This window comes from Sphingobacterium phlebotomi (genome assembly GCF_008180195.1).
GTDB lineage: Bacteria > Bacteroidota > Bacteroidia > Sphingobacteriales > Sphingobacteriaceae > Sphingobacterium > Sphingobacterium phlebotomi.
The window spans coordinates 681,179-707,773 of sequence record NZ_VTAV01000001.1 but is presented as its reverse complement, the minus strand read 5'-3'; the positions used below and the strand labels follow the sequence as shown (position 1 = coordinate 707,773).

The 26,595-nt window shown below is 40.9% G+C and carries 27 protein-coding genes; 10 read left to right on the top strand and 17 right to left on the bottom strand.

Annotated elements, in window-relative coordinates; translation table 11 throughout:
- Positions 1 to 13: 13 nt before the first annotated feature.
- The 3 genes from FXV77_RS02570 to FXV77_RS02560 all read left to right on the top strand — a co-directional run bounded on the left by FXV77_RS02570 (position 14) and on the right by FXV77_RS02560 (position 2,537).
- Positions 14 to 544 carry a plastocyanin/azurin family copper-binding protein gene (locus FXV77_RS02570; RefSeq protein ID WP_148917647.1) on the top strand — a complete coding sequence of 177 codons (531 nt, stop codon included), beginning with the start codon at positions 14 to 16 and terminating at the stop codon, positions 542 to 544.
- A 135-nt stretch (positions 545 to 679) separates the two neighbouring features.
- Positions 680 to 2,086, top strand: coding sequence for a dihydrolipoyl dehydrogenase (lpdA, locus tag FXV77_RS02565; RefSeq protein WP_148917646.1), 1,407 nt, complete (start codon positions 680 to 682; stop codon positions 2,084 to 2,086).
- A gap of 52 nt (positions 2,087 to 2,138) precedes the next feature.
- Positions 2,139 to 2,537 (top strand): acyl-CoA thioesterase, encoded by a 399-nt coding sequence (locus FXV77_RS02560; RefSeq protein ID WP_148917645.1) that lies wholly within the window; start codon positions 2,139 to 2,141, stop codon positions 2,535 to 2,537.
- Between the two features lie 3 nt (positions 2,538 to 2,540).
- Here FXV77_RS02560 and FXV77_RS02555 read toward each other — a convergent pair whose 3' ends face one another.
- Complete coding sequence (locus FXV77_RS02555; protein ID WP_148917644.1) at positions 2,541 to 2,831, bottom strand: DUF3817 domain-containing protein; 291 nt, start codon at positions 2,829 to 2,831, stop codon at positions 2,541 to 2,543.
- A gap of 352 nt (positions 2,832 to 3,183) precedes the next feature.
- Between FXV77_RS02555 and lpdA (FXV77_RS02550) the strand changes: the two genes are divergently transcribed.
- Positions 3,184 to 4,572 carry a dihydrolipoyl dehydrogenase gene (lpdA, locus tag FXV77_RS02550; protein WP_148917643.1) on the top strand — a complete coding sequence of 463 codons (1,389 nt, stop codon included), beginning with the start codon at positions 3,184 to 3,186 and terminating at the stop codon, positions 4,570 to 4,572.
- A 32-nt stretch (positions 4,573 to 4,604) separates the two neighbouring features.
- Here the strand turns inward: lpdA (FXV77_RS02550) and FXV77_RS02545 are convergent, their stop codons facing one another.
- The 4 genes from FXV77_RS02545 to FXV77_RS02530 are packed head-to-tail and all read right to left on the bottom strand — an operon-like array spanning position 4,605 to position 7,335.
- The gene (locus tag FXV77_RS02545) at positions 4,605 to 5,612 is read right to left on the bottom strand and encodes a LacI family DNA-binding transcriptional regulator (RefSeq protein WP_246162181.1); all 1,008 of its coding nucleotides are present in this window, start codon (positions 5,610 to 5,612) and stop codon (positions 4,605 to 4,607) included.
- Positions 5,613 to 5,641: 29 nt separating this feature from the next.
- Positions 5,642 to 6,211, bottom strand: coding sequence for an HAD family hydrolase (locus FXV77_RS02540; protein WP_148917641.1), 570 nt, complete (start codon positions 6,209 to 6,211; stop codon positions 5,642 to 5,644).
- Positions 6,212 to 6,676, bottom strand: a complete 465-nt coding sequence (locus FXV77_RS02535) for a hypothetical protein (RefSeq protein WP_148917640.1) — start codon at positions 6,674 to 6,676, stop codon at positions 6,212 to 6,214.
- A gap of 5 nt (positions 6,677 to 6,681) precedes the next feature.
- A complete protein-coding gene (locus tag FXV77_RS02530) occupies positions 6,682 to 7,335 on the bottom strand; it encodes an ABC transporter ATP-binding protein (protein ID WP_148917639.1) in 654 nt (217 codons plus the stop codon).
- 83 nt (positions 7,336 to 7,418) lie between these two features.
- Here FXV77_RS02530 and sucC point away from each other — a divergent pair, with 83 nt between their 5' ends.
- The 3 genes from sucC to FXV77_RS02515 all read left to right on the top strand — a co-directional run bounded on the left by sucC (position 7,419) and on the right by FXV77_RS02515 (position 11,230).
- Positions 7,419 to 8,612, top strand: a complete 1,194-nt coding sequence (gene sucC, locus FXV77_RS02525) for an ADP-forming succinate--CoA ligase subunit beta (RefSeq protein WP_148917638.1) — start codon at positions 7,419 to 7,421, stop codon at positions 8,610 to 8,612.
- 477 nt (positions 8,613 to 9,089) lie between these two features.
- Positions 9,090 to 10,535 (top strand): asparagine--tRNA ligase, encoded by a 1,446-nt coding sequence (gene asnS, locus FXV77_RS02520; RefSeq protein ID WP_187443983.1) that lies wholly within the window; start codon positions 9,090 to 9,092, stop codon positions 10,533 to 10,535.
- A 74-nt stretch (positions 10,536 to 10,609) separates the two neighbouring features.
- Entirely contained in the window at positions 10,610 to 11,230 is a 621-nt protein-coding gene (locus tag FXV77_RS02515) for an L-threonylcarbamoyladenylate synthase (RefSeq protein ID WP_148917636.1), read from the top strand.
- On the opposite strand, the gene FXV77_RS02510 is transcribed toward FXV77_RS02515, so the two are convergent.
- The 5 genes from FXV77_RS02510 to tilS all read right to left on the bottom strand — a co-directional run bounded on the left by FXV77_RS02510 (position 11,225) and on the right by tilS (position 14,890).
- Positions 11,225 to 11,539, bottom strand: a complete 315-nt coding sequence (locus FXV77_RS02510; RefSeq protein ID WP_148917635.1) for a DUF721 domain-containing protein — start codon at positions 11,537 to 11,539, stop codon at positions 11,225 to 11,227. The two genes, FXV77_RS02515 and FXV77_RS02510, sit on opposite strands and share 6 nt — an antisense overlap.
- Positions 11,532 to 12,635: a DNA replication/repair protein RecF gene (gene recF / locus FXV77_RS02505; protein WP_148917634.1), complete on the bottom strand. Its 1,104-nt coding sequence runs from the start codon at positions 12,633 to 12,635 to the stop codon at positions 11,532 to 11,534. The genes FXV77_RS02510 and recF overlap by 8 nt, the downstream gene beginning before the upstream one ends.
- A 48-nt stretch (positions 12,636 to 12,683) precedes the next feature.
- Positions 12,684 to 13,004, bottom strand: a complete 321-nt coding sequence (locus FXV77_RS02500) for a DUF4834 family protein (RefSeq protein WP_148917633.1) — start codon at positions 13,002 to 13,004, stop codon at positions 12,684 to 12,686.
- Positions 13,005 to 13,088: 84 nt separating this feature from the next.
- On the bottom strand, positions 13,089 to 13,580 hold the full coding sequence (locus FXV77_RS02495; protein WP_148917632.1) for a hypothetical protein: 492 nt from the start codon (positions 13,578 to 13,580) through the stop codon (positions 13,089 to 13,091).
- 5 nt (positions 13,581 to 13,585) lie between these two features.
- Entirely contained in the window at positions 13,586 to 14,890 is a 1,305-nt protein-coding gene (gene tilS, locus FXV77_RS02490) for a tRNA lysidine(34) synthetase TilS (RefSeq protein ID WP_246162178.1), read from the bottom strand.
- A gap of 126 nt (positions 14,891 to 15,016) precedes the next feature.
- Between tilS and FXV77_RS02485 the strand changes: the two genes are divergently transcribed.
- Complete coding sequence (locus FXV77_RS02485) at positions 15,017 to 17,596, top strand: OstA-like protein (RefSeq protein WP_246162175.1); 2,580 nt, start codon at positions 15,017 to 15,019, stop codon at positions 17,594 to 17,596.
- A 295-nt stretch (positions 17,597 to 17,891) separates the two neighbouring features.
- Here FXV77_RS02485 and FXV77_RS02480 read toward each other — a convergent pair whose 3' ends face one another.
- The 4 genes from FXV77_RS02480 to FXV77_RS02465 are packed head-to-tail and all read right to left on the bottom strand — an operon-like array spanning position 17,892 to position 20,384.
- Positions 17,892 to 18,221 (bottom strand): hypothetical protein, encoded by a 330-nt coding sequence (locus FXV77_RS02480; RefSeq protein ID WP_148917630.1) that lies wholly within the window; start codon positions 18,219 to 18,221, stop codon positions 17,892 to 17,894.
- 46 nt (positions 18,222 to 18,267) lie between these two features.
- Positions 18,268 to 18,852: an RdgB/HAM1 family non-canonical purine NTP pyrophosphatase gene (gene rdgB, locus FXV77_RS02475; RefSeq protein WP_148917629.1), complete on the bottom strand. Its 585-nt coding sequence runs from the start codon at positions 18,850 to 18,852 to the stop codon at positions 18,268 to 18,270.
- A gap of 4 nt (positions 18,853 to 18,856) precedes the next feature.
- Positions 18,857 to 19,387 carry a hypothetical protein gene (locus FXV77_RS02470; RefSeq protein WP_148917628.1) on the bottom strand — a complete coding sequence of 177 codons (531 nt, stop codon included), beginning with the start codon at positions 19,385 to 19,387 and terminating at the stop codon, positions 18,857 to 18,859.
- Positions 19,388 to 19,403: 16 nt separating this feature from the next.
- Entirely contained in the window at positions 19,404 to 20,384 is a 981-nt protein-coding gene (locus FXV77_RS02465; RefSeq protein ID WP_148917627.1) for a deoxyhypusine synthase family protein, read from the bottom strand.
- A 324-nt stretch (positions 20,385 to 20,708) separates the two neighbouring features.
- Here FXV77_RS02465 and FXV77_RS02460 point away from each other — a divergent pair, with 324 nt between their 5' ends.
- Positions 20,709 to 21,044 (top strand): MerR family transcriptional regulator, encoded by a 336-nt coding sequence (locus tag FXV77_RS02460; RefSeq protein WP_148917626.1) that lies wholly within the window; start codon positions 20,709 to 20,711, stop codon positions 21,042 to 21,044.
- Positions 21,045 to 21,055: 11 nt separating this feature from the next.
- On the opposite strand, the gene FXV77_RS02455 is transcribed toward FXV77_RS02460, so the two are convergent.
- Both FXV77_RS02455 and FXV77_RS02450 read right to left on the bottom strand, forming a co-directional pair.
- On the bottom strand, positions 21,056 to 21,550 hold the full coding sequence (locus tag FXV77_RS02455; RefSeq protein WP_148917625.1) for a metallophosphoesterase family protein: 495 nt from the start codon (positions 21,548 to 21,550) through the stop codon (positions 21,056 to 21,058).
- A 1-nt stretch (position 21,551) separates the two neighbouring features.
- On the bottom strand, positions 21,552 to 22,205 hold the full coding sequence (locus FXV77_RS02450) for a tRNA1(Val) (adenine(37)-N6)-methyltransferase (protein ID WP_187443982.1): 654 nt from the start codon (positions 22,203 to 22,205) through the stop codon (positions 21,552 to 21,554).
- Positions 22,206 to 22,591: 386 nt separating this feature from the next.
- Between FXV77_RS02450 and FXV77_RS02445 the strand changes: the two genes are divergently transcribed.
- The gene (locus FXV77_RS02445) at positions 22,592 to 23,761 is read left to right on the top strand and encodes a hypothetical protein (protein ID WP_148917623.1); all 1,170 of its coding nucleotides are present in this window, start codon (positions 22,592 to 22,594) and stop codon (positions 23,759 to 23,761) included.
- 198 nt (positions 23,762 to 23,959) lie between these two features.
- On the opposite strand, the gene mutS is transcribed toward FXV77_RS02445, so the two are convergent.
- Positions 23,960 to 26,536: a DNA mismatch repair protein MutS gene (mutS, locus tag FXV77_RS02440; RefSeq protein WP_187443981.1), complete on the bottom strand. Its 2,577-nt coding sequence runs from the start codon at positions 26,534 to 26,536 to the stop codon at positions 23,960 to 23,962.
- Between the last annotated feature and the right edge of the window lie 59 nt (positions 26,537 to 26,595).

Genomic DNA, 26,595 nt, shown 5'->3' with positions numbered 1-26,595 from the left:
AATTTTCTTTAAAATGAAAAGATTATTTGTTTTTCCAGCGATTGCTATCGCTTTGTCGTTTGCGGCTTGTGGTGGTTCTGAAAATAAAAGCACGTCAACCACAACAGAAGAAACAGCGACAACAGGAAGTGCAACAACAGAAACTGTTCCGGGCATTGAAAACGTGGAACTATCCAATACGCTTGCCGTAGAAGGCAACGACCAGATGAAATTTAACAAAGACCTTTTACGTGTGAAGGCCGGTGAAGAAGTTCAACTTACATTAAAAAATGTAGGAGAGCTGCCAAAAGAATCTATGGGTCATAACCTTGTCATCCTAAAACCGGGAGTAGATGTGGCTACATTTGGTGGGGAAGCCGTTGCTGCTGCCGACAATGATTATATCCCAAAAACATCTTTAAGCTCTATCGTAGCACACACGAAATTACTAGGGCCAGGTGAAGAAGATAAAATCACATTTACCTTAGAGAAAGGTGTGTATACATATATCTGTAGTTTCCCAGGACATTTCGGTGTCATGCAAGGGCAAATCGTTGCTGAATAAGACAGTTTATAATTCAAAAATAGCTTTACAAGTAGAAGGCACTTACCCAGGTAAGTGCTTTTTTATTTTACGCATTAAATACAATTAAATTTATTTAAATCGTTAACTTTGGGGCCGAACTACAATACTATTTTTATGCAATACGACGTAATCGTTATAGGAAGCGGCCCCGGTGGATATGTAGGTGCTATTCGTTGTGCCCAGCTTGGATTAAAAACGGCTGTAATCGAAAAATATAGCACTTTTGGAGGAACCTGTCTAAATGTAGGCTGTATCCCTTCCAAAGCATTATTGGATAGCTCAGAGCATTACCACAATGCGGCGCACAATTTTGAATCCCACGGCATCGGTTTAAGTAACCTTAAGATCGATGTGAAAAAGATGATGGAGCGTAAAAATGAGGTTATTTCCCAAAATACGGCTGGTATTACGTTTCTTTTCAAGAAAAACAAAATAGACACCTATGAGGGTGTAGGGTCCTTTGTCGATAAAAACACGATCAAAGTCACCAAAAAAGACGGTAGCACAGAGGAACTAAAAGCAAAAAACGTGATTATTGCCACCGGTTCAAAACCTACGGCACTTCCTTTTTTACCGATTGACAAAAAACGGATCATCACTTCTACGGAAGCATTAAACCTTCAAGAAGTTCCGAAACATCTTATTGTGATTGGCGGGGGTGTTATTGGGTTAGAATTGGGTTCTGTATATGCACGTCTTGGCGCAAAGGTATCGGTTGTTGAATTTGCTAAATCCATCATCGGCACCATGGATGGTGGCTTAGGGAAGGAGCTGCAACGCGTGTTAAAGAAAAATCTAGGAATGGAATTTTTCTTAGGACATAAAGTTACCGGCGCTAATGCAAAAGGTAAAAAAGTAACGGTGACTGCGGAAAATCCAAAAGGCGAGACTATTTCCTTAGAGGGTGACTATTGTATTGTTGCTGTCGGAAGAACTGCCTATACGGAGGGACTTGGACTGGAGAATATCGGTATCAAAACCGAAGAGCGAGGAAACAAAATACCCGTTAATGAGCATTTAGAAACATCGGTGGAAGGTGTCTATGCGATCGGCGACGCGATTAAAGGTGCCATGCTTGCCCACAAAGCAGAAGATGAAGGAATCTATGTAGCAGAACATATTGTAGGTCAAAAACCACATATCGACTACAACCTTATACCTGGTGTGGTATACACTTGGCCTGAGGTGGCTTCTGTAGGAAAAACAGAAGAACAGCTGAAGGAAGCAGGTGTAAAATATAAGGCTGGTTCGTTTTCTTTTAAAGCATCCGGTCGAGCTAAAGCGTCTGGAGATACGGACGGTTTCATTAAAGTTTTAGCAGACGCCGAAACTGATGAAGTATTGGGCGTACACATGATTGGCCCACGTGCGGCTGATATGATCGCAGAAGCTGTTGTAGCAATGGAATACCGAGCATCGGCCGAAGATATCGGTAGGATATGCCATGCGCATCCAACATTTACGGAGGCCATAAAAGAGGCGGCGTTAGCAGCTACCGCAAACAGAGCAATTCACGCTTAAAGAATAAAAGGCAAGATAGATTATCTTGCCTTTTTTAATTAATATTAACATTATGAATTTCTATACGCGAAAATGGATAAAGCCGGAGGATTTAAACCCAAACGGCTCTTTATTTGGCGGAACACTATTACGATGGATTGACGAAGAGGCCGTTATCTATGCCATTGTGCAACTCGGAAACCCAAAGGTAGTAACCAAATACATCTCGGAAATCAATTTTGTAAGCTCCGCGCAACAGGGTGATATTATCGAAATGGGGATTGAAGCTGTCCAGTTTGGACGTACCTCCCTCACCATGCGCTGTGAAGTAAGGAATAAAATCACCCGTAAAACCATCCTATCTATTGACAAATTAGTATTTGTGAATTTAGATGAAGATGGTAACCCGGCCCCACATCATAAAACAGAAATTACATATGCCTATATGGGGATAGAAAGAAACGGCGAGTAGTTGCTATCGAGCGGAAGCTATTTGTTTCTTTACATCACGCTCTACCCAGAAGGATACAATGGGTATCAAGGATGCCAAAAAATATTTTATTACACGGCTAAAGGGCCATTTATATTCGCTCCAGCACATAATCAGTAGAACAACAAATAGTACCACCAGGAAACCGTGGATAGAGCCAGCAATACGAACAGCCTCTGGTATATCTGCCAGATATTTTAAGGGCATAGCGACAAAAAAAAGAACAACAGTGGAAATGGCCTCCCACAATGCAATTTGCTGAAAAATCCGTAGCATAATGATCGATTAAAAGTTTTTGCAAACTTACGGTCTAAAGTCCAATAGCAGGGTATTTTAATTATCTATTGACTAAAGTCTGACATGACAGTTAAATGGTCTCTCATTATCCTTTCGTGAAACACAAAAACGGTTGTTTAATACCGAAAAAAAATATGTATTTTTGGAACGTTCGCTATGCGTACAAGGTCTTTTACTACAAAATATTTAAATTATATGCGTACCGGGAATATCCCATGTACCATGCATACGCTTAAAAATAATACACATTATGAAATACCCAAGATTGCAAAAACACAAATAAAAATAATCGGGGTATTCCATATGACCTTTAAAAATAAATTAATTACATATGAATTACGACATCATAGTAATCGGTAGTGGTCCAGGAGGATATGTTGCTGCTATCCGCGCATCTCAATTAGGCTTTAAAACAGCCATTGTAGAACGTGAAGCATTAGGTGGTATCTGTTTAAACTGGGGCTGTATCCCGACCAAAGCGCTACTGAAAAGTGCACAGGTATTCGAATACTTGAACCATGCCGAAGAATACGGAATCAAAGTTCAAGGTGGCGAAGCAGACTTTTCTGCCATTGTGAAGAGAAGTCGCGGTGTGGCGGATGGCATGAGTAAAGGTATTCAGTTCTTGATGAAAAAGAACAAAATTGATGTCATCATGGGTGCTGCGAAAATAAAAAAAGGCGGTAAGGTAGAGGTAAAAGGTGCTGATGGTTCAACCAAAGAATATACAGCTAAACATACGATATTAGCGACAGGTGCCCGCTCACGCGAATTACCTAACTTACCTCAAGACGGTAAGAAAATTATTGGCTACCGTCAAGCGATGAACCTTCCTAAACAACCCAAATCACTTGTGGTAGTTGGTTCGGGAGCTATCGGAGTAGAGTTTGCTTATTTCTACAATGCGATCGGTACAAAAGTAACAATCGTAGAATTCATGGATAGAATTGTTCCTGTTGAAGATGAAGAGGTTTCCAAACAATTGGAAAAATCACTGAAAAAAGCGGGTATCGATATCATGATCAAATCGGAGGTACAATCGGTAGATACCAAAGGTGAACTATCAAAAGTTTCTATTAAAACAGCAAAAGGTACGGAAACAATTGAAGCTGAAGTTGTTCTTTCTGCCGTAGGTATCACGCCAAATATCGAAAATTTAGGTTTAGAAGAAGTTGGTGTAAAAACGGATAAAGGCCGTGTGATAGTGGACGACTTCTATAAAACGAACGTTGATGGTGTCTACGCCATCGGCGATATTGTAAAAGGTCAAGCCTTAGCACACGTTGCTTCCGCAGAAGGGATAACTTGTGTTGAGAAAATCAAAGGTCTCCATGTTGACCCTATTGATTACAATAATATCCCAGGTTGTACATACTGCTCACCAGAAGTTGCTTCTGTCGGTTATACGGAAAAAGCGGCTAAAGAAGCTGGATATGATCTTAAAGTAGGCAAATTCCCGTTCTCAGCCTCTGGTAAAGCTTCGGCTGCAGGTGCAAAAGATGGATTTGTCAAATTGATTTTTGATGCAAAATATGGTGAGCTTCTTGGAGCGCATATGATTGGAGCTAATGTGACGGAGATGATCGCAGAAATCGTGGTTGCCAGAAAGCTGGAGACCACAGGACACGAAATGATTAAGGCCGTTCATCCACACCCTACCATGAGTGAAGCCATCATGGAAGCTGCAGCTGCAGCTTATGATGAGGTCATTCATTTATAGAAATAAAAAAGCGAGGCACGTGCCTCGCTTTTTTATTTTAGTACCAACTTCGATTCGAAAACCACTGTTTCCGGCTGCTGTTCATCATCATCCGCCCCGATATGTTTAAACAGGATTTCCGCGGCTTTACGTGCCTGTTGATCCGGATACTGTTCTATACTTCCCATGGGCGGGTTTTCCATATATTTCCACAGCGGATAATTTGCATAGCTGATAAAGAAAACATCTTTCTTTTGCACCAATCCCTTCTGACGTACGTATTTTATGACATCCAACGTGACAAAATCGTTAAACGACACAATAGCCGATGGACGTTCCGACAATGCCAATAGCTTGTCTATCGCTTCGATATTACCTTGTTCTGTTAAATCGGTATGAACTTCATAACGTTCGTTGTACTCCAGATTTTCACTATTCAAAGCTTTTCTATAAGCGGCCGCCCGCTCCTGCGAAGCTAGTAAATTTTCCGGGCCGTTAATCAGTGCAATATTCTTATGTCCTATAGAAGCAAATGATTGAATGGCTTCACGCATACCGGTAGAAAGATCACTGTATACTTTATTAACATCATCAATTCTTGGCACGCAATCAAAAAAAACAATAGGAATCTCCGCATCATTTAACATCTCGACAAAACCCAAATCTTCCGTATTTTTGCCTAATGATATCAAAATGCCATCTACCCGATGCTTCTTAAATGTTTGGAGAATTTTTAGTTCACGCTCCGCATCATCATGCGATTGTCCCATCAGCACAGTATAATCATGCTCACTTGCCACCTTTTCTATTTCGCTAATGGCGGAGGAAAAGAAAGGCTCGGAGAGGCTAGGAAGAATAACACCAATGGTGAACGTTCGACGCTGCTTGAAAAATATAGCCGTCTGATTAGGCTCATAATTCAGTTCTTCAGCCATCTTCTTAACCCGCATAGTAGTCACTAAACCAATACTCGGATGGTCGTTGAGTGCACGCGAAACAGTGGAAGGTGATATTTTCAATCTCCGTGCAATTTCCTTTATCGTTGCAGGTTTTTTCTTCATACCCATGTATTTATTAGTAAAACAATCTATCAAAATCCTGATTCATTTCCAGCAATAATTTGAATCTCATCTGCCGGTACATGATACTCCCCTACAAGATAATCAATAGGATTAATATTACGGAACTCCAATTCGCGTATAAAAAACACCTTTAACAATGGTAAAAATCTGGATAATTCTTGCCAGTCGATGTGCTTCAATTTATTCAATTGTTTTACGGGATTACCGTCAGTTAGTATCCCCACATTTTTCCCCTTCTCGAATAAAGATAACAATAATGTTTTAATATCGTCTTTCAAAATAAGCTTCAAAGGCAAATGGGCATTAGCTTTTAATCTTTCAAAATTCTCAAGATATCCTTCAGTCAATTCAAAGTGCACAATGGTCTTTGGTAGCACTGCGTGCTCCCCTACCGCCTCGAAAGTTTCCTTCATAAAACCCAAAATCTCCGTTGCCAAGGATCTTCCTTCCGTATATTCTACGAAATTGGAAAACAAATAATATACCTGCAATAAGTAATCCCGTTTAGGATATAATACATCATCGATTTCAAAGACATAAACCGACTTATCAAAAGAAAAAGCTTCGTTATTCATCATTTAAACCAAACACAGTATCGGCTCTTCGTCTGAATCAGACATCATTCCTACCCCTGAAAAAGGACTATCACATAGCTGTTCACCTGTCAGCATATCTTTTCCAGATTTCAGCACATGAACAGCGCCCGATGGATTCTCGATAACAAAGCAATCCTCCAGATCATGGGGCAATAAGACTGCTATCCCGTACTCTTCCAATAATACACGGGCCTCATTTAATGGCTGTCCTTCCATTTTACCTAAAGGGAGTATTATCTGATATCCTTTATCCAAACATAACTTTAATATCTCATGCGCAAACGTAGGGTTCGCTCCTGTCGGGATCCGATGATAGTTCTGCTTTAACAATATATCCGGAAATGGTTCCGAACTGGCGTAAGCGACCTTGTAACACGAAGACAACAGTCTACCGATACGCTGAGCAAAAGGCTGTGTACCGTATGTGATTAAAATAGTATCCATCATTTATTTCAAAGAATCTGTCCGTCGCACATGTGAACCGTCCGATCGGAGATATTAGCCAGCTCCTCATTGTGCGTGACAATGATAAAGGTCTGCCCAAGGGAGGCGCGTAGTTCAAAAAACAGCTGGTGCAAAGAAGCAGCATTCTCCGAATCAAGATTACCGGATGGCTCATCCGCTAAAATTAACGCCGGTTGGTTGATTAATGCACGCGCTACCGATACCCTTTGCTGCTCCCCTCCCGACATCTCAGATGGTTTGTGTTGGGCGCGATGTTGTACCCCCAATCGTTCTAAAAGCTCCATACCACGTATTTCTGCCTCTTTTTTTCCAACATTGCTAATAAAGGCTGGGATACAAACATTTTCAAGCGCTGTAAATTCCGGCAGTAGATGATGAAACTGGAAAACAAAACCAATATGTTTATTACGGAATAAGCTCATCTTTTTTTCACTCAGCTCATTTACGTCAATACCATTAATGACAATCCGTCCACTATCCGGTCTGTCCAACGTGCCGATAATATGTAACAAGGTACTTTTTCCGGCACCCGATGCACCAACGATCGAAACAATTTCACCTTTTTTTACGGATAGGTCTACACCACGCAAAATCGGTAGCTGACCGAAAGATTTATATATCTGGTTTGCTTCCAATATCATAATGCGAAGGTAAGAAAAAAAGGAAGAAAAGATTACTTGCCCTTTCCATTTAAAAATCATAATTTTACGACAAATTTTTTAAGATGAACATTCACGAATATCAAGCAAAAGAAATACTTAAAAGTTTTGGCGTAAGAGTTCAAGAAGGAATCCTTGCAGAAACTCCCGAGCAGGCTGTTGAGGCTGCACAGACATTAAAACAAGATTTTAACTCAGACTGGGTGGTTGTAAAAGCACAAATCCATGCCGGCGGCCGTGGTAAAGGCGGTGGCGTGAAATTGGCGAAAAACCACGACGAGGTATTGCAACGTGCAACCGACATTATCGGGATGCAATTGGTGACTCCACAAACCGGTCCGGAAGGAAAAAAAGTAAACAAAGTTTTGATTGCACAGGATGTATACTATCCTGGAGAGAGTGAAGTCAAAGAGTTTTATGTTTCGGTTTTATTAGACCGTGCAAAAGGACGCAACATCATCATGTACTCCACCGAGGGAGGTATGGATATTGAAGAGGTTGCGGAAAAAACTCCTCATTTAATTTTTAAAGAAGAAATCGACCCTAAAGCGGGTTTGCAAGGCTTCCAGGCACGTAAAATTGCTTTCAACCTGGGTCTTTCCGGTGCTGCACACAAAGATATGGTAAAATTTATCGCTGCTTTGTATAAGGCTTACGATTCTATTGACGCAGCGTTGTTTGAAATCAATCCGGTATTAAAAACCTCTGATGATAAAATCTTGGCGGTAGATGCTAAGGTCAATTTTGACGAGAACGCGCTATACCGTCACGCGGATTATGCCGCATTACGTGACTTAGCAGAAGAAGATCCTACCGAGGTAGAAGCAGGAGAATCCAACTTGAACTATGTGAAATTGGATGGTAACGTAGGTTGTATGGTAAATGGTGCTGGTTTAGCGATGGCTACTATGGACATTATTAAACTTGCAGGTGGCGAACCAGCGAACTTCTTAGACGTAGGTGGTACTGCGAATGCGGAGACTGTAAAAGCTGGTTTCAATATTATCTTAAAAGATCCAAATGTAAAAGCTATCTTAATTAACATTTTCGGTGGTATCGTTCGTTGTGATCGAGTAGCACAAGGTGTAATTGATGCATATCAAGAAATCGGAAATATTCCAGTACCCATCATTGTTCGCCTTCAAGGGACAAACGCGGCGGAAGCAAAGAAATTAATCGATGATTCCGGTTTACAGGTTTACTCTGCTATCCTATTAAAAGAAGCGGCCGAGTTGGTAACGAAAGTACTGAAAGGATAATAAGCAGTATTGCTTCAAAAAACCGGTTTCCTTTTTGAAAACCGGTTTTTTTGTAAAAAATTATTTATCTTCTTTTTTTACCTCAAAAAAAGAAGCAAAAAAAATCGTCGCTTCGGATATTTGAGAGAAGAGGTGGTACTAAGAATGAGTTTCTACAGACCTCAAACATCCGGATGCGACATTAGAGGTTAAGGGAGAGATAGTGCATTGCGTGCTGAAAGACAAACTGGCCGTGTGTATGGCGTAAATAAATGCGACCAGTAAGGTAAGTGATGACGCGGGCTATAATGACCTTATATTGTTCTGCGGCCATTTTTCTGCCGGCTGTTCCGTTAAAAACAAAATAATGTTTGAGCGTAGCGAGTTTTATTTTGTTTAGGAATAGACAAAGAAAAATAGCAGAACCATATTCAGTCTTGATTTTTTGTCTCCTTTTTTATCAAGAAAAAAGGAGAGTATAATAATACTATTATTAAAATGGAACACACACGTATAAAAGAGTTATTAAAATCAGAAGAATTTGGTAAAGAAGTCATTGTAAAAGGTTGGGTCAGGACTTTCCGGAACAACCAATTCATTGCGATCAATGACGGCTCATCTATCAACAATATACAGGCAGTTGTAGATTTTGAAAATACAGATGAGGCCTTATTGAAAAGAGTAACAACGGGTGCTGCCGTGCGCGTAAAAGGACAATTGGTGGAGTCATTAGGAAAAGGGCAGCGCGTAGAAATTAAAGTGAATGAACTGACGATCCTAGGGGATTCAGATCCCGAAAAATATCCATTACAACCCAAAAAGCACAGTTTAGAGTTCCTACGGGAAATAGCACATTTACGTTTTCGTACCGGTACGTTCAATGCAATATTTAAAGTACGTAACGCCCTAGCATTTGCTGTACATAAATTCTTTAACGAGCAAGATTTCGTGTATATGCATACCCCCATTATTACGGGCTCTGATGCGGAGGGTGCCGGAGAAATGTTCCAGGTCACGACCTTGGATTTAAGCAATCCTCCCCGCACCGAATCAGGCGAAATAGACTTTAAAGAAGATTTTTTCGGTAAACCAACAAACTTGACGGTATCAGGTCAATTGGAAGGGGAGCTTGCGGCGATGGCATTGGGTAACATTTATACGTTCGGCCCTACTTTCCGGGCGGAAAACTCTAATACGACGCGGCACTTAGCCGAGTTTTGGATGATCGAACCGGAAATGGCATTTTATGTGCTAGACGATAATATGGATTTAGCGGAGGACTTGCTGAAATACGTCATCAAATATGCGCTAGACACCTGTCCGGAAGAAATCGAGCTACTGAATAACCGGCTATTGGAAGAAGAGAAATCAAAACCGCAGAACCAACGGTCTGAAATGAGCTTGATGGAAAAATTGAACTTCGTTATCGAAAACGATTTTGAACGTGTTACCTATACAGAAGCTATTGAAATTCTAAAACGAAGCAAACCTAATCAGAAGAAACAATTTAACTATCTTATTGAAGAATGGGGAGCGGATTTACAATCGGAACATGAGCGCTATTTGGTAGAAAAACATTACAAAAAACCGGTGATTCTTACGGATTATCCGCGCGAAATCAAATCATTTTACATGAAACAGAATGAGCCTGATGCGTTAGGTCGCCATACGGTACGTGCCATGGATATCCTGTTTCCAGGAATCGGTGAAATGGTCGGTGGCTCACAGCGGGAGGAAAACCTTGACAAACTGCTCACACGTATGGCAGAAGTTGGTATTCCGGAAGAAGAAATGGATTGGTTTTTAGACACACGTCGTTTTGGTTCCGCTCCACATTCCGGTTTCGGAGTAGGATTTGAACGTCTGGTATTATTTGTAACTGGGATGACCAACATACGGGATGTCATTCCATTTCCAAGGACACCCAAAAACGCAGAATTTTAATAAAAGGGTAAAACCGCTGAACTTTTTTAACTTTCAGCGGTTTTATTTTTATAGCTTCTTATTTATTTTATCAAATGCTTTTAAGAATATACGAAGAAAATCCGAACCCGAAATTTATCGAACAGGCAGTAGATATCCTTAAAAAAGGCGGTGTCATTATCTATCCTACCGATACGGTGTATGGTATTGGCTGTGATATCACGAATCAGAAAGCTATCGAACGTGTATGCAAAATAAGAGGTCTCAAACCGGAAAAGTCCAACCTATCTTTTATATGCTATGACTTGACCGACATCTCGCAATACACCAAGCCTTTTGATACTGTTGTGTTTCGTGTATTGAAAAAAGCATTACCAGGTCCTTTTACGTTTATTTTTAATGCAAGCAGCCAAGTTCCCAAACTATTAAGCACGAAAAAGAAAACCGTAGGTATCCGTGTACCTGATAACCATATTGTTCGGGAAATAGTGAAAGAGCTAGGTAATCCGATTGTTACTTCTTCCATCCGAGATGAAGACGATATAATTGAATACTCTACTGACCCTGAGTTAATATATGAAAAATATCAAGACCTTGTTGATTTGGTTATCGACGGTGGTTATGGGGGTAATGTCGCCTCTACGATTGTCGATGTAACATCGGGAGATTTTGAAGTCCTAAGAGAAGGAAAGGGCGATCTCGAAGAATATTTATAGGATTACGAACTCTTCTACTACCACATGCCCCACATATTCATTCACCCGACCAATAATCTGACGGCGCATCATCGCCAACTCATTTTTGATAACGGCTGATTCTACTTTAACAAACAATTTTTTATCGCGAATATAGATCCGCTGCGTGCGATTAGCAATAGCTTTCCCAATAATATCGGGCCAAGCATTGACTATTGACGATTCATCGTACTTGGAGCGCAGACGATAGGTCTCAATCCATTTCTCGATAACCTCCTTAATGCCTACATCATCTTTCGTCGGAATTTCATCCAATTTCTTCTTATACATCTATAGTGCCCCCTTTCACTTCAAAAATACGAATTGGTTGCGCTATTTCATCGAAAATATCCTTTATTCTTTCCGCGTCTGTATCCGTAATAAAAATCTGTCCGAATTCGTCCTCGGAAACGAGTTGCATCAGTTTTTTCGTTCGGCTTTCGTCCAATTTGTCAAAAATATCATCCAACAACAGCAATGGTTTATATTTTTTCTTGTTTCTAAGGAAGCTGTATTGTGCTAACTTCAATGCTATTAAAAAAGATTTCTGCTGCCCCTGAGAACCGAATTTCTTCAATGCCATGTCATCGTGGATCGTAAACAACAGGTCATCTTTGTGAATCCCTTGCGAAGTTCGCTCCAATACACGATCTTTCTCCAAACTATCCCTTAACAACGTCCCGAAATCTGTTCCCATCAATGGAGATTCGTAAACCAACGAAACTTTCTCCGCTCCTTCCGTTAAGAAGGCATAGTATCGTTCAAATTCCGGAAGGAATTCGTCCATAAACTGTTTTCTTCTTTCGAATATCCGCTCCCCCGCTTCGGTCAGCTGGAGATTCAAAACCTCCAATAACCCGAGATCCAATACGCCTTTCTCCTTTATCTGTTTAAGCAACATATTGCGTTGCAAAAGAATTTTATTGTATTGGATAAGAATGTCCAAATAATGATTATTGGTTTGGGAGATAACATTGTCCATGAATTTACGTCGTTCTTCACTTCCTTCCGTCACAATAACCGTGTCATTAGGAGATATCATGACCAACGGAAATAAACCGATATGGTCTGCTAGACGTTGGTAATCCTTTTTATTACGCTTAAACTGCTTTTTCTGACTTCTCTTTAAGTTGCAAGAAATAATATCCGGAATCTCGTCACGATCAAACTCACCTTGCACCATAAACCAATCAAAACCTTTTTTGATATGTTGCGAATCTATCGGATTAAAATAAGACTTGCATAAAGCTAGATAGTGGATAGCATCAAGTAAGTTGGTTTTCCCTGCCCCATTAGCACCTGCAAACGCGTTGATTTGGGGTAAAAACTCCAAAGAGGATTCGGTATAGTTCTTAAAATTGAAAACAGAAAGTTGTTTTAACCACATCCGCTATTGGCCCACCTATTCGTTATATATTTCTTTGCCCTCTACAGATTATTTAATCTCTTCGAAATCAATAAACTCTCCTGCAGTCTGCGTTCCTTTTTTTGCTTTAGCCTCTTCATCCGGCACATAGTCTACACGCACCTCTCCCTCTTGCTTTGGTGGGGTTTGCTGCTTAAATTGATCAAAAGGATTTCCTCCTGTAGTATAATAATATGTCCTACGCCCTCCCCCTGTGGATTGTTGCTGCTGTGCTTTATTCATAAGACGTTCCGTCATTTTACGTAACGCAAAAGGCATTAACAGACGAAACAAATATTTTAATCCATAAAAGACGAGAAAAAATATAGCGATAATCTTAAGAAATTCCATACGCTCAACGTTTTTATCAAAAATAGTAATTTTATTCTTTTCTATCCGTCAACAGAATGTCAGCATCAAAATCCTTAACAAAATTTAAGTATTCAGCTTCCGTTTTGCTTCCATAACGGCACGAGCCAGCTCTTCCGCTTTGTGTGAACCTATTATGTATATCAATCCCTCTTTATCTGTCAACCATACCGCATCTTTTCCACCAGAATAAAAACGGATTTTTCCTCCTTTATGCAAATTATAAACCGGATTATTGAATATAAACGAACTATATGGTTTTAACTCTACCTTTACGATATTATACAGGTCTATTTTAACTAGCTTAGACGACCACAGCCCACTTAGAATCAAAAACTTACCTTCTACTGTCGTTTTATAATGCACCATGTAAATCATGATGACGGAGACGATAATAACACCTGTTCCAACGATGAAGAACAATTGCCTGGAAGGCATATTTTCTATATTTAAATAAAAAGCTACAAAACAAAATAAAGCCAAAATCATCCGTACGCTAATCCACGTAGCGTCCCGTCCTAAATATTGCTTTTCCTGAAAAAGATAATGTTCGTTCATAGCGTTTATTTACAAACTAAAGTAAAGACTTTTTTTGTACTTTTCGTTATCCTATACCGATTATCTGCACGATAGTCAACAATCCATACAATATCACCATTGCCGTTGATTAAAATAGGAATCGTCTTCTTCTTATACCGTCCTATTTTCTGCTGGATAAAATAGTCACTTACCTTTTTACGTTTACCGCCCATTCCTATCGGATAAAAATAATCACGCTCTTCCCAAAAACGTAACGTCAATGGAAACTGTAACTTTTCAAAATCTACCTGTAGCACATTTTCTGATCGTTGTATTAATGTATCTTCTTCTATTGCGACTTCGAATAGCTTATCTACAAAAGAAAAAACCGAGGTGTCCGCTTGTATTTCGATAGCTCCACAAGGTTGTTGTTCTTCTTCTTGCGCTTTCAGCCAGATATCATCCCTATCCAACAGCAACTCATATTGTGGCGAGCGAAAAAGTTTACCCGGTTCGCCATTCCAATGCATTTGCAAATCGGCCAACACATTTTTCGAAAAACCATACGGTTTAAACAGTTCAAATAATAAGGGAAGTCGATGAAAATAGGTTTCCAATTTTGATTTCTTGATGTGGATCAAGCCCCTCTCTGGAACAAAAAGCTCTTCTCGGATAGGCAAAACAAATGATTGGAGCAAATCGTACGCTTCTTGAAAATGAGCAATATTCTCACACATGATATCGTCGAATTCCGAAGTAATTTCCCTAAACTTAGGGATAATTTCCAGACGTACTTTATTTCGTGCGTATTTTGTAGAAAAATTAGATTGATCATCCCGAAACGGAATCTGCCATTCTTGTACACAGGCCGTAATTTCTTCCGATGACAAAAACAGTAAGGGTCTGATTATTTTTCCTCTTTTGGGAAGAATGCCCTGCAGACCTTGCAAGCCCGTTCCTCTTGTCAGATTAAGCAACACCGTTTCGATATGATCGTCTTGATGTTGCGCGACACTAATCCATTGCGCATCTTGTTGTGTACGTAGTTCCTCAAACCAAGCATAACGCAACTCACGTGCCGCCATTTGGGTGGATATACTATATTGTTCGGCGTAATCGTTGGTCTGGAAATGTCGGACAAAAAAAGGCACTTTATATTGTGCTGCGAATTCTCTTACCAGTTGTTCATCCAAGTCCGCATCCACCTCCCGCAAATGAAAATTACAATGGGCGATCACACAGGAGTAGCCCGTAGCTAAAAACAGGTGAGTCATCAACATCGAATCACGTCCACCACTAACCGCTAGCAGCACTTTATCATCCATACGAATATCCAGTGTTTCTTGCATGTATCTTTGAAAACGGTGAACCAAATCCATATGTCAAAGTTAAGACATTATTCCCGTCTGACGTATTTGCCAGTAAAATTTATCCTTTAACAAAATTTTGCTATTTAATTAACTATTTTTGCCTCCGTGAAATACTGTTTTGCCCTTATTTTAAACCTCGTGTGGCTCACATCTTTGTTTGCCCAGGAAGAGCTACGTCTTATATCTTCGAGGTACAGTACCATTATCGACCAACAAGGGTTCAGCAGTATTCAACCCGTTTATGCGCACAAAGGAAATACATTGTCCGCAGATAGCGGCATTATCTATGAGGACGAGGTAGGCCGGCAGTTCTTTGAAGCATTTGGCAATGTCGTTATCACGCAGCCATCCGGAACAATTATCTATTCCGACCGTCTGCATTATGATGCTGCCCCACAGATTGCTACATTAACGAATAATGTCCGCATGGTAGACGCCAATTCCGTTTTGACCACGAATCATCTAATTTATAAGATGCGCGACAAAATAGGTAACTACACCGGAGGAGGAAGAATTATCTCCAAAGGAGATACGATTACTTCGCGAAACGCCTATTACTTTGAAAATACACAAGATGCCTATTTTCGAAATCAAGTTGTGGTGCGCACACCCGATGTAAAGATTTACACCGACACCATGCGTTACAATTCAAATCAACGCATGACCTATTTCTTTGGACCAACCAACATCAAAGGAAATAGCGGAGAGAATCTATATACCGAAAAAGGCAATTATAATACCGAAACAGGTGTCGCCAATTTTTCAAAAAACAATTTGTATACCGAAGGAACCCGTTTTTTAAAGGGCGACAGTCTTTACTACGATAGAGCTACAGGCGTGGGAAAAGCCTATCGAAACGTCGTATTTGTCGACACCTTGGATAAATTCTATGCCCATGGCGGCTACGGTTTATATAATCAAGCAGATGAGTCTATTACCATGACAGATAAACCGCTGATCACCATGGTTGTCGAAAATGATTCTACCAGTTCTACACCCCCAGACAGTGTCGCTATCACGCCCATAGATTCCGTTGAAACCGATTCGAAAAAAGCAAAAGCGAGAAAAGGTGAAACATCGCAAGAAGAGATCATTCAAGAAGAAGACGACATACCGGCAGATAAAGAAATTTTAACAGACACAGATTCTACACAAGCACCGCTTCCGCGAGATACTGCTAACGTAGACTCGGTGTATATGACTGCCGATACGCTCTATTCGCGCGTGATTATGCTACGCGATTACGAAGCATTAGACTTTAAGCTCGACCGAAGTGGTGGGGAGCTTGAGACCGACGACGACGTCGATTACGGAGACGAGGGCGACTACGAACAGGGAGAGAATGATGTTTCTATAGACAGTATTTCTGTTGACGGGATAACGGACAGTATACCTATCGATCGTGTGACACGGGATAGCATCCTCGTGGATAGTATCGCCACAGAGGGGATATTGGATAGTATCAACGCTGATAGCGTGACACGGGATAGCATAGAAACTTCTCTGGTTAAAAAAATAGAAGAAAAACCAATAATAAAGAAGCTTGCGGAGACCAAAAAGGTTCCGATGGATTCTACAAAAAGAACAGCTGTTGTCAAAGAAGCGGCTAGGGCAGACATCTCCAGAAGCATGCAACAGGATTCGGTATTACGACAACAAGCGGTGATTCCAGAAGAGGCAACTGCAGACAGTCTCATCAATAAGGCCTTGAGCGTGGCGCAATCACCTGACACAACATTCAAGGATACCACAAATCAGGCATATCTTGACACTGCTCGAACACGTATTGTCAAAGCGTATTACAATGTCCGGATGTTCAAATCTGATTTGCAAGCAGTAGCTGATTCTGTTTATTACGGCATGGCAGATTCCATGTTCCGCTTTATGGGCCGACCCATGATTTGGGCGGAGGGCTCACAAATTTCGTCGGATACCATCTATATGCAAATTCAGAACCAGCGAATGGATAACGCGTTATTGATTAACAACGCCTTTATGGTAAACGCGGTGCTAGATACGATCAAGTTTAATCAACTTAAAGGTCGTAGGATTACGGCTTTCTTTGCGAATAATTCTATTGATCGGATGTATGTAGACGGAAATGCGGAGAATTTAAGCTTTGCCACGAACGATAAAACCCATCGGATAACCGAGATGTTTCACGATCGGGGTGCGCGTATCAAAATCAAAATGGAGGGTAAAAAAATCATTGACTACATCACGATACGGAAAGTAGACCAAAAGCTTTATCCATTTAAGCAGGTGACGCAAGAAAACGAGGTCTTGCCTGGATTCGTTTGGCGACCGCAGGACCGGCCCAAATCGAAAGAAGATATGATGAACCGGAAGCGGGAGGTAGAAAAACCGGAAGCTCCTGCAGCAGGCACGGCGGATGAAAATTCGTCTGCAATACCCGATGAACCGGAAGAAGAGGGAACTCCACCAGCTTCAAATAATAATGAGGAAGAGAAATTGACTGATCCAACACCACCGGAGAAAAGTGAAACAGAAGCAGAAAACGAAGCTTCTCAGCAAACCGAAGAAGAAAAGGAAGCTGTACCTCCCGTAGCGGTGCAGGAAACAGAAATCGAATCGAAGAAACCTGAACCAGAAGCAGCGCAACCGGAAAAAGAAGAAGAAGCAGGTGCAGAGGAACAACAACCGGACAATCGAGAAATTCAGTAAAAATTAATATTAGATTCCCGTCGTTTTGCGGAACGGAAGCACCATGGCGAGCTACTTCCCTACACTGACGAGGAACCTCTTTACGCTGACGACAGACCTCTTTGGCTTAACGACAGACCTCTTTGGCTTGTTGACGTACGTCTTTATCTTTACGATGAACCTCTTTGCTTTGTTGAGGTCCTTCAAAACCAAGTAGAGGGACCTCTATGTCTATATGCCGTTCCTCTTGACCACCTTGAGGAGCATCAAAGGGGTGTCGAAGGACGGAAATGCGGCATTGCCGTTGCTCCAAATGTTATTGAGGTGTGAGATAGATATATTGAGGGACGGCTAGTTTACAAAGAGGGTGGAGTATAACGTGTAGATGTACGGATACCGTGTTCTGAGGGGGCTCATACTGATGTCGAGGGACAACAAGGGGTGTAAAACGGAGCTCGATGCTTGCTTGATGCCCGGATAAGCCGCATATCGGTGCATCGGTAGACACATGAGGGATGTCGTCGGCTTGAACTCGTACGTCGTCAGGTTCTTGAGGTACGGCATAATTATAAGAAGACCCCGCCCTATCCTCTTCTGCGAATGGGTCGAGCACATTCCAACGCCCTATCACCGAACTTGCTGGCACTCCAAAAGTGGTTGTCTCATATATTTTACAACACTATAACTAAGTCTTAATCAACAACATTATCTTCTTTCAAAAACGCCGCTAATTTCCCTACCGCAATAGCACGATGGCTGATTTGATTTTTCTCTCCAAGAGTCATTTCCGCAAACGTTTTGTCGTACCCCTCTGGTATAAAAATAGGATCGTAACCAAAACCTCCGGAACCCTGTCGTTCATGAATGACATGTCCTTCGATAACACCCTCAAAGAAATGTTGTTGCCCGTTCAGGAAAAGCGAAATCACTGTTCGAAAACGTGCCGTGCGCTCCAGATTATCTCCCAGCTTGGCTAACACCAAATCGATATTTTTTTCCATATCACGTGAGCCGGAATAGCGGGCGGAATAAACACCAGGTTCTTTATTAAGAGCATCTATTTCCAAGCCGGAATCATCCCCAAAACAATCTAAACCGTATTTATCGACAAGATAATCCGTTTTCTGTTTCGCATTCTCCTCAAAGGTCACACCCGTTTCCGGAATGTCATCAAAACAACCCATATCGGCTAAAGATTTTATACTAAATTTATCTCCGACGATGGCTTGTACCTCTTCAAGCTTGTGCGCATTATTCGTTGCAAAAATTAGTTCCATTTTTTTAAATGCCAATAAACGTCTTAAACTCATTCCAGAACATCTTTTTCTTTTGCACGTCGGCGAACATCTCCTCGAAGCTAAAGGTATTAAACACCGTTGCTACTCGTCCTTTCATATATGCGTTATGTGCTATTTCGGGAAGTTTAAGCGAGATAGGTTCTACCCCAAGCAACGTAATTTTGGTTGGTTGAAAAAATTGCATGATTCGTTTAAAATCATTGGGGTTATGCGGATTGGCTAAGTTGACGACCGCGACATTTTCAAATGACAGACTGAGCGCACCTAAAGTTTTTACAAATGCCTCCTCCGCCTGTGGTGAAAAATAAGGATAATCCGGATAACGCAAGATAAATAATACACCCGTAGTTTTATCTCCTTGATAAATAAATTCCTCCTCCTCCCGTCCTGTTGCACCATCTGCGACATTTCTTATGAGTGAAGCTTTGCTCTCCTCTTCATCCTTGGGAATAAAAAGAGTTTCCGATAAGAGTGCTTGTAGTGCAACAGGATTATCTGTTTTTAAATGACACATAGGGAGAAAAGAAAAATTAATGCCCTAAAATATAAGAGAAAATCAACGGTGCTACGATAGTAGCATCAGACTCCACTACAAACTTCGGTGTATCTATATCCAACTTACCCCAAGTAATTTTCTCATTAGGAACGGCGCCCGAATACGAACCATACGAGGTTGTTGAATCCGAAATCTGGCAGAAGTAAGACCAAAAAGGTACGTCTTCCCATTCCAAATCCTGATACATCATGGGTACAACACAGATCGGGAAGTCTCCTGATATACCACCTGCAATCTGGAAGAACCCCACACCTTTCCCACTGGAATTGGCACGATACCATTCGGTTAAATATATCATATATTCAATACCGGACTTCACCGTACTAGCCTTCAAGTTACCTTTAATGACATTGGCAGCAAAGATATTTCCGGTTGTAGAATCTTCCCATCCCGGACATACGATAGGTAGGTTTTTCTCCGCCGCTGCAACAATCCAGGAGTTCTTAGGATCAATTTCGTAGTATTGCTCTAACACACCCGAATTTACCACTTGGTAGAGAAATTCATGAGGCAGATAGCGTTCACCTTTTTCCTCCGCTGCGTGCCAAACATCTTCCAAGTGTTTCTGCAAACGGCGGAAAGCTTCTTCTTCCGGAATACAGGTATCGGTTACGCGGTTATAGTGCTGATCTAGCAATTCACGTTCTTGTTCAGGCGTCAAATCCCGGTAATTTGGCACACGTTTATAATGTGAATGAGCCACCAGATTCATCACATCTTCTTCCAGGTTGGCACCGGTACAAGAAATGATATGGACTTTATCTTGACGAATCATTTCTGCCAATGAAATTCCTAATTCAGCTGTGCTCATCGCACCGCCCAAAGAGATTAACATCTTTCCACCTTCCAATAGATGCGTCTCATACCCCTTAGCCGCGTCTACCAAAGCAGCCGCATTAAAATGCAGGTAGTTTTTCTCCAAAAATTGAGAAATAGGACCTTTTTGTGTACTCATAGTTTCAAATTTTCTATTCTTAAACAAAGGTACGGATTACTTCCTCTTCAACAAACGGCTAAAAACAATTCCAAAAAAAATCAATATAAACACCAATATGGATAGGATAATGACCTCCTCTCTACCTATTGTCCATGTAAGTATATGCATACCCAAATTTATTAATTTTTCCGAAAAACGCCTAACTCCTTACAAGCATTGGGGTGAAGTGGAATATGCTATTCGGATCTATGGATACGAACAATTCAGATGAGGAGACGCACGAAATTTGAAATCCAACCGTAGATTGTATATATTTGTTAAGGTTACAAATTCTTGGAAGATATGCCGTACAAAGAACGTGAAATAAATAAGCTATACTATACCATGGGTGAAGTGACCGCCATGTTCGGTGTTAACGCTTCACAGATACGTTTTTATGAGCGGGAGTTTGATATTATACAACCCAAGAAGAACAAAAAAGGGAATCGCCTGTTCACACAAGACGACATTGCTAACTTAAAAATTATCTTTAATCTCGTAAAAGATAAAGGCTACACACTACAAGGTGCAAGAGATTATATCCGCTCCAATAAAAATGAAGTAAAAGAGAATCAGCGGGTTATTGATTCGTTGGAACGTTTAAAGAAGTTCTTAATCGAGGTCAGGGATAGTCTATAATCCTACCTCACCTATCGTATTCCCAATTCAATCACTTCCAGGTTCTCTATCTTATCCCCGTTGATATCGAAACGCATTAACGTACGCACCTTATGCCACCCTTGTTTACCAGCAGCACCGGGATTGAGGTGCAATAAACCTGGTTTCGGATCATATTGTACCTTCAAGATATGGGAATGCCCACAGATAAAAAGTTTCGGCGGATGAAGAACAATTTCAGGTTTTACCTGCACCGCGTATCGACCGGGATAACCTCCGATATGCGTCATCCATACATCCACCTCTTCACAAAAAAAACGTTGATGTTCCGGACATACTGCACGTATATCCTTTCCATCAATATTACCCCACACGCCCCTAAAAGGTTTAAAAGCTGCTAATGTGTCCACTATCGTTACAGACCCGAAATCCCCTGCGTGCCATATCTCATCACATTGATCGAAATAGTTGAAAACAGCATCGTCTAAAAAACCATGGGTGTCCGATAAAAGTCCAATCTTTGTCATTTCAAAATGCTAAAAAATAAGGTTCCAATAGTTCTTTATATTGAGCGGAATAAATCCCTTTTTCTACATAAATATCAAAAGCGTGCATTTCTAACGGCAGTTCTTTCTTCCCAATTCCCCATACTTTCCTGATTGGCAATCCCCCAGAAAAAGAGGATATCGTTATTTCACTTTGTACATGCAATTTATAGTCAGAAAGGATCGGCGCAATTTCTTCGTCTGCTAGTGCGGTCGGAATGATCAGTTTAAATTGTCCATTATCCGTCAAGTAGTACGACACAAAAGACAATAGTTTTTCGAAAAATAACATGTTCGTATGTTTTGCTAGACGCTTTCGTGCATCGGGATTATGTAGTGAATTCGTATAAAACGGTGGATTCGACACAATAAGTTCATAATTTTCCTGTGGCTGCATATCAGCAAACGATCCGCAAAACACTTGCAAACGATCTGCAAAATCTGAATTTTGAAAATTGATTTTGGCTTGTCGATACGCATGCTCGTCAATTTCGACAGCATCGATATGGGCGTAAGGATGACGTTGTGCGAGCATAAGAGCGATAACACCTGTACCGGTTCCTACATCCAATATGCGCCTCGCTTGTGGAAAATAAGTTGAACCAGCCAACAACACACCATCCGTGTTGATTTTCATAGCACAATTGCCTTGATCTACTTCAAACTGTTTAAAACGAAAAACGGAGCGCATACTACAAAGGTAATTTTTCTTTGCTCCTTTTTTAGAAAAAGGAGCGCAAAAATCGCCACTTTAAAATTTTGAATGGGGGGATAGTGCAGTCATCATATTTCAAAATTTTACATGTGGCATTAAGAGATCATGGGAAAGACAATACAATTATTGCACAATCCCTTTCTTAACCTTTAGGGTCGCATCTGGATATTTGAGGTCTGCATAAACTCGCCCTTAGCACGAACAATTCCTCTCAAATATCCAAAGCGACGATTTTTTTGTTTCTTTTTTTGAGGTAAAAAAAGAAAAATAAAGAAATTTCCGTACTTTGGTTGGCGATTCATTACGCCATGGCTAAAATTTTAACATTTCTCCTGTTTATACAGTTTGCCTCTCTTCCCATCTATGGTTATGGGAAAGAACAGGAAACATATACAAAATGGCAGGATTGTGAGCAAGTAACGAAAGCAGCCTTGGAAAAACTTGTCGATATTTTTAGCAGAAATGATTTTGAAAGGCTAGAACCCGTCTTAAATACGATCCAGAGTACGTGTGGCGAAAATGAGTTTATACTGCGTCTTCGTATTCTCCGTATACTGATAGAGAAAAAAACAACGGGAGACATCATTGCTGATTATTTAGCAAAAAATTATCAAGAGATATTGGTAATGCGGTGGGATTATTCAGTAGAAGAAAAACACGCACAGATTTACCAGAACAACAAGGCTGATTTTGATTACGTTCCTTTACGTCACGCTATCGATTCGCTAACCAAAATTAAAGCATTGGCACTATTAAACTCTCCATCTTACAACCTGACCGAACAAGAAGAAAAGATTACGTTGCTATTTGCTGATCATATTGATGAATTTTATCAGGTGCATGGTGAAACGACGCCGCAACCGAGTAGTAAAAACAAACCAAAACCCACATCTGATGGCTATTACGGTAAATACCGTCATGGTGTGAGCGTTTATGCAGGTGCAGAGTTTCCCTTAACAGGTTCTGACCCTGTATTTAAAACAAGTCCGACATTAGGCGTATTGTTTTCTTCCAGACTTTCCAACCCTGTCTTATTTGAAGCAGGATTAAAAGTACGTTTCAATACGCGAAACGACAAGGAGGTAGAATATATGTTGTACGATGACGTAGAAGTCATCAGATCAACCGCGAGTCTCGGTATTGGCGGCACAATCGGCTACAAGATTTTTGACAATGATAAATTTATTATCGCTCCTAAAGCTGGATTATTCTGGGAACTGGCCACCACCGGATTGTCAGAAGTCAACGAAAGCTATTACGACGACGGTTATGACTATTACGAAACAGAATCTGTCCGTTACTTCTATATCAATACCATGCGCAGTACCCTAGCCGTGTCCGCTATGCGTCATCTCTCCGGAAAAACCTATGTAGGCCTCGAAGCCGCCTACCATTTTGTTCCCTACAACTGGGACAGCAATCTCCTGACGTCCGTCCAACCAAATTACGGTAGTTTACAGTTGTTTTTCAGATTTTAATACAAGGATTAGAAAGCAAAAATCCAGGCCTTTGGAAGAAATAACACACTATACAAGATTGCACCACCCCACCTTAACCCTAAAAGGTCGCATCCGGATGTTTTACAACTGTACAAACTCATCCTTAGTACTACCCACAATGTAAAACATCCGAAGCGACGAGCTTTTTGTTTCTTTTTCGCGGAGAAAAAGAAAAAATCAATTCTTTAACAACCGCTGTATCTCATCCAATTTCATCAATGCTTCCACCGGAGTCAAGGTATTTACATCCAGATTATTCAACATATCCCTTATTTTCTCTAAAATAGGATCATCGATGGCAAACATCTGTAATTGATAAGCCTGCTTTTGCATTTTGCGCATACTATCTTTAATCTGCTCGCCGCCAGTACGTTCTTGCTCTAACCTTTTCAAAATTTCATTGGCACGTCCAATTAATTTTGGTGGCATTCCTGCTAATTTCGCCACATGGATACCGAAGCTATGCTCTGATCCGCCCGGAACAAGTTTTCGCAAGAAAATCACCTTGCTGTTCATCTCCTTGACCGTCACATTAAAATTTTTGATACGCGACATGGAGTTCGTGAGTTCATTAAGCTCATGATAATGCGTTGCAAACAAAGTCTTGGCACGCGCAAAAGAATGATTATGGAGGAATTCTGCAATAGCCCAAGCGATGGATATACCATCATAAGTACTGGTTCCCCGTCCGATTTCGTCCAATAAAATCAATGATCTGTCGGATAGGTTATTCATAATACTGGCGGTTTCATTCATTTCCACCATGAACGTAGATTCTCCCGAAGAAAGATTATCCGAAGCCCCCACCCGTGTAAAAATTTTGTCTACCAAACCGATGGACGCCTCTTTTGCAGGCACGAAGCAACCGATCTGAGCCATGAGCACAATTAAACCTGTCTGACGCAACAAAGCCGATTTACCCGCCATATTAGGTCCTGTGATGATAATGATCTGTTGCATCTCCGGGTCTAATAACGTGTCATTTGTGATATAATCTTCGCCTATAGGCAAATGCTTTTCAATAACGGGATGTCGCCCTCCCTTGATATCAAGTACTTTTCCCTCATTGAGTTGCGGTTTGATATAATAATTCTTCTCTGCGATCAGTGCAAAGTTCAACAGAACGTCCAGCTTGGCTATTAATTGGGCATTTAATTGAATGGGTTTGATATAAGCCGCAATATCGAGCAAAAGTTCTGCGTAAATACGATTCTCAATAGCTTGTATTTTTTCCTCCGCTCCCAATATCTGTTCCTCGTATTCCTTCAATTCTTCTGTGATATAACGTTCGGCGTTTACCAGCGTTTGCTTACGAACCCACGATGTCGGTACTTTATCCTTATGGGTATTCGTCACCTCCAAATAATAGCCAAAAACATTGTTGAATGCAATTTTCAAGGAAGGTATACCTGTCGCTTCCGATTCCCGACGCTGAATTTCTAACAGATAATCTTTTCCGCCAAAAGCTACTTTACGTAACTTATCCAATTCCTCGTCCACACCATTTGCAATTACATTGCCCTTATTAAGCGCTACCGGAGGTTCTGCCTGTAGCATGTGTTCCATCTTATCCCGAATAATCTGGCACACATTCAACTGTTCTGAAATGACCCGTAATGCTTCGGACGCTTCTTGACTAGTCAAACCTTTCAGCTTTTCTACAACATATAACGCCCGCTTCAACTGTATAATTTCGCGAGGATTCGCTTTTTGAAGACCAATTTTAGAAATTAAACGTTCTAAATCGCCAATCTGCTTGATTTCCCTTATCAGCTCGTCCCGTAGTTCTCGGTTGTTATAAAAATATTCCACCACGTTCAGTCGCTCATGTATAGACTTCAAGTCCTTTAGCGGCATCACCATCCAGCGTTTTAACAACCTCGCACCCATGGGTGAAGCTGTTTCATCGAGTATATCGACCAACGTCGCCGCATTTTCATTCGCGGAGCCGATAAGTTCTAAATTACGTATAGTGAAACGGTCCAACCACATGTAGTGATCCTCCTCTATCCGGGAAATATTCGATATATGTTGAAGATTACGGTGTTCTGTTTCATTGAGATAATGTAGGGCGACACCGGCAGATAAGATGCTCAAAGGCATCCGTTCGATACCGAATCCTTTCATGGATTTCACTTCAAAGTGCTTCAATAAAGTTTCCGTAGCATAATCCCCCGTATAAGGCCATTCATCTAGTGTATACGTATAATACTGGCTACCAAACTGCTCTACAAAATCCTTATATTGTTTTTTGGGTAAAATAATTTCCGTGGGTTTAAATCCCTGTAAAAGTTTATCTACATAGTTCGCGCTTCCTTGTGCTACTAAAAATTCTCCGGTAGATATATCCAGAAAAGCCACCCCATATTGTCCCCTTTCATTAAAAATCGACGCCAAATAATTATTGGTCTTCTGCTGGACAATGTTGTCATTATAAGAAACCCCTGGCGTTACAAGTTCCGTAACGCCACGTTTGACAATAGTTTTAGTTTGCTTGGGATCTTCCAATTGATCACAGATAGCAACGCGTTGCCCTGCCCGCACCAATTTGGGCAAATAGGTTTCTAAAGAATGATGCGGGAAACCGGCAAGTGCCGTTTCGGATTCTGTTCCATTTCCCCGCTTGGTCAATACAATCCCTAAGATTCCAGCCGCCTTGACAGCATCTTCTCCGAAAGTTTCGTAAAAATCGCCTACTCGAAATAGCAATAACGCACCAGGATATTTCGCCTTAATTGTATTATATTGCTGCATTAAAGGTGTTTGCTTCTTCGCCTGTGCCAATGGTTTTATGATTTTTAATGAACCGTAAA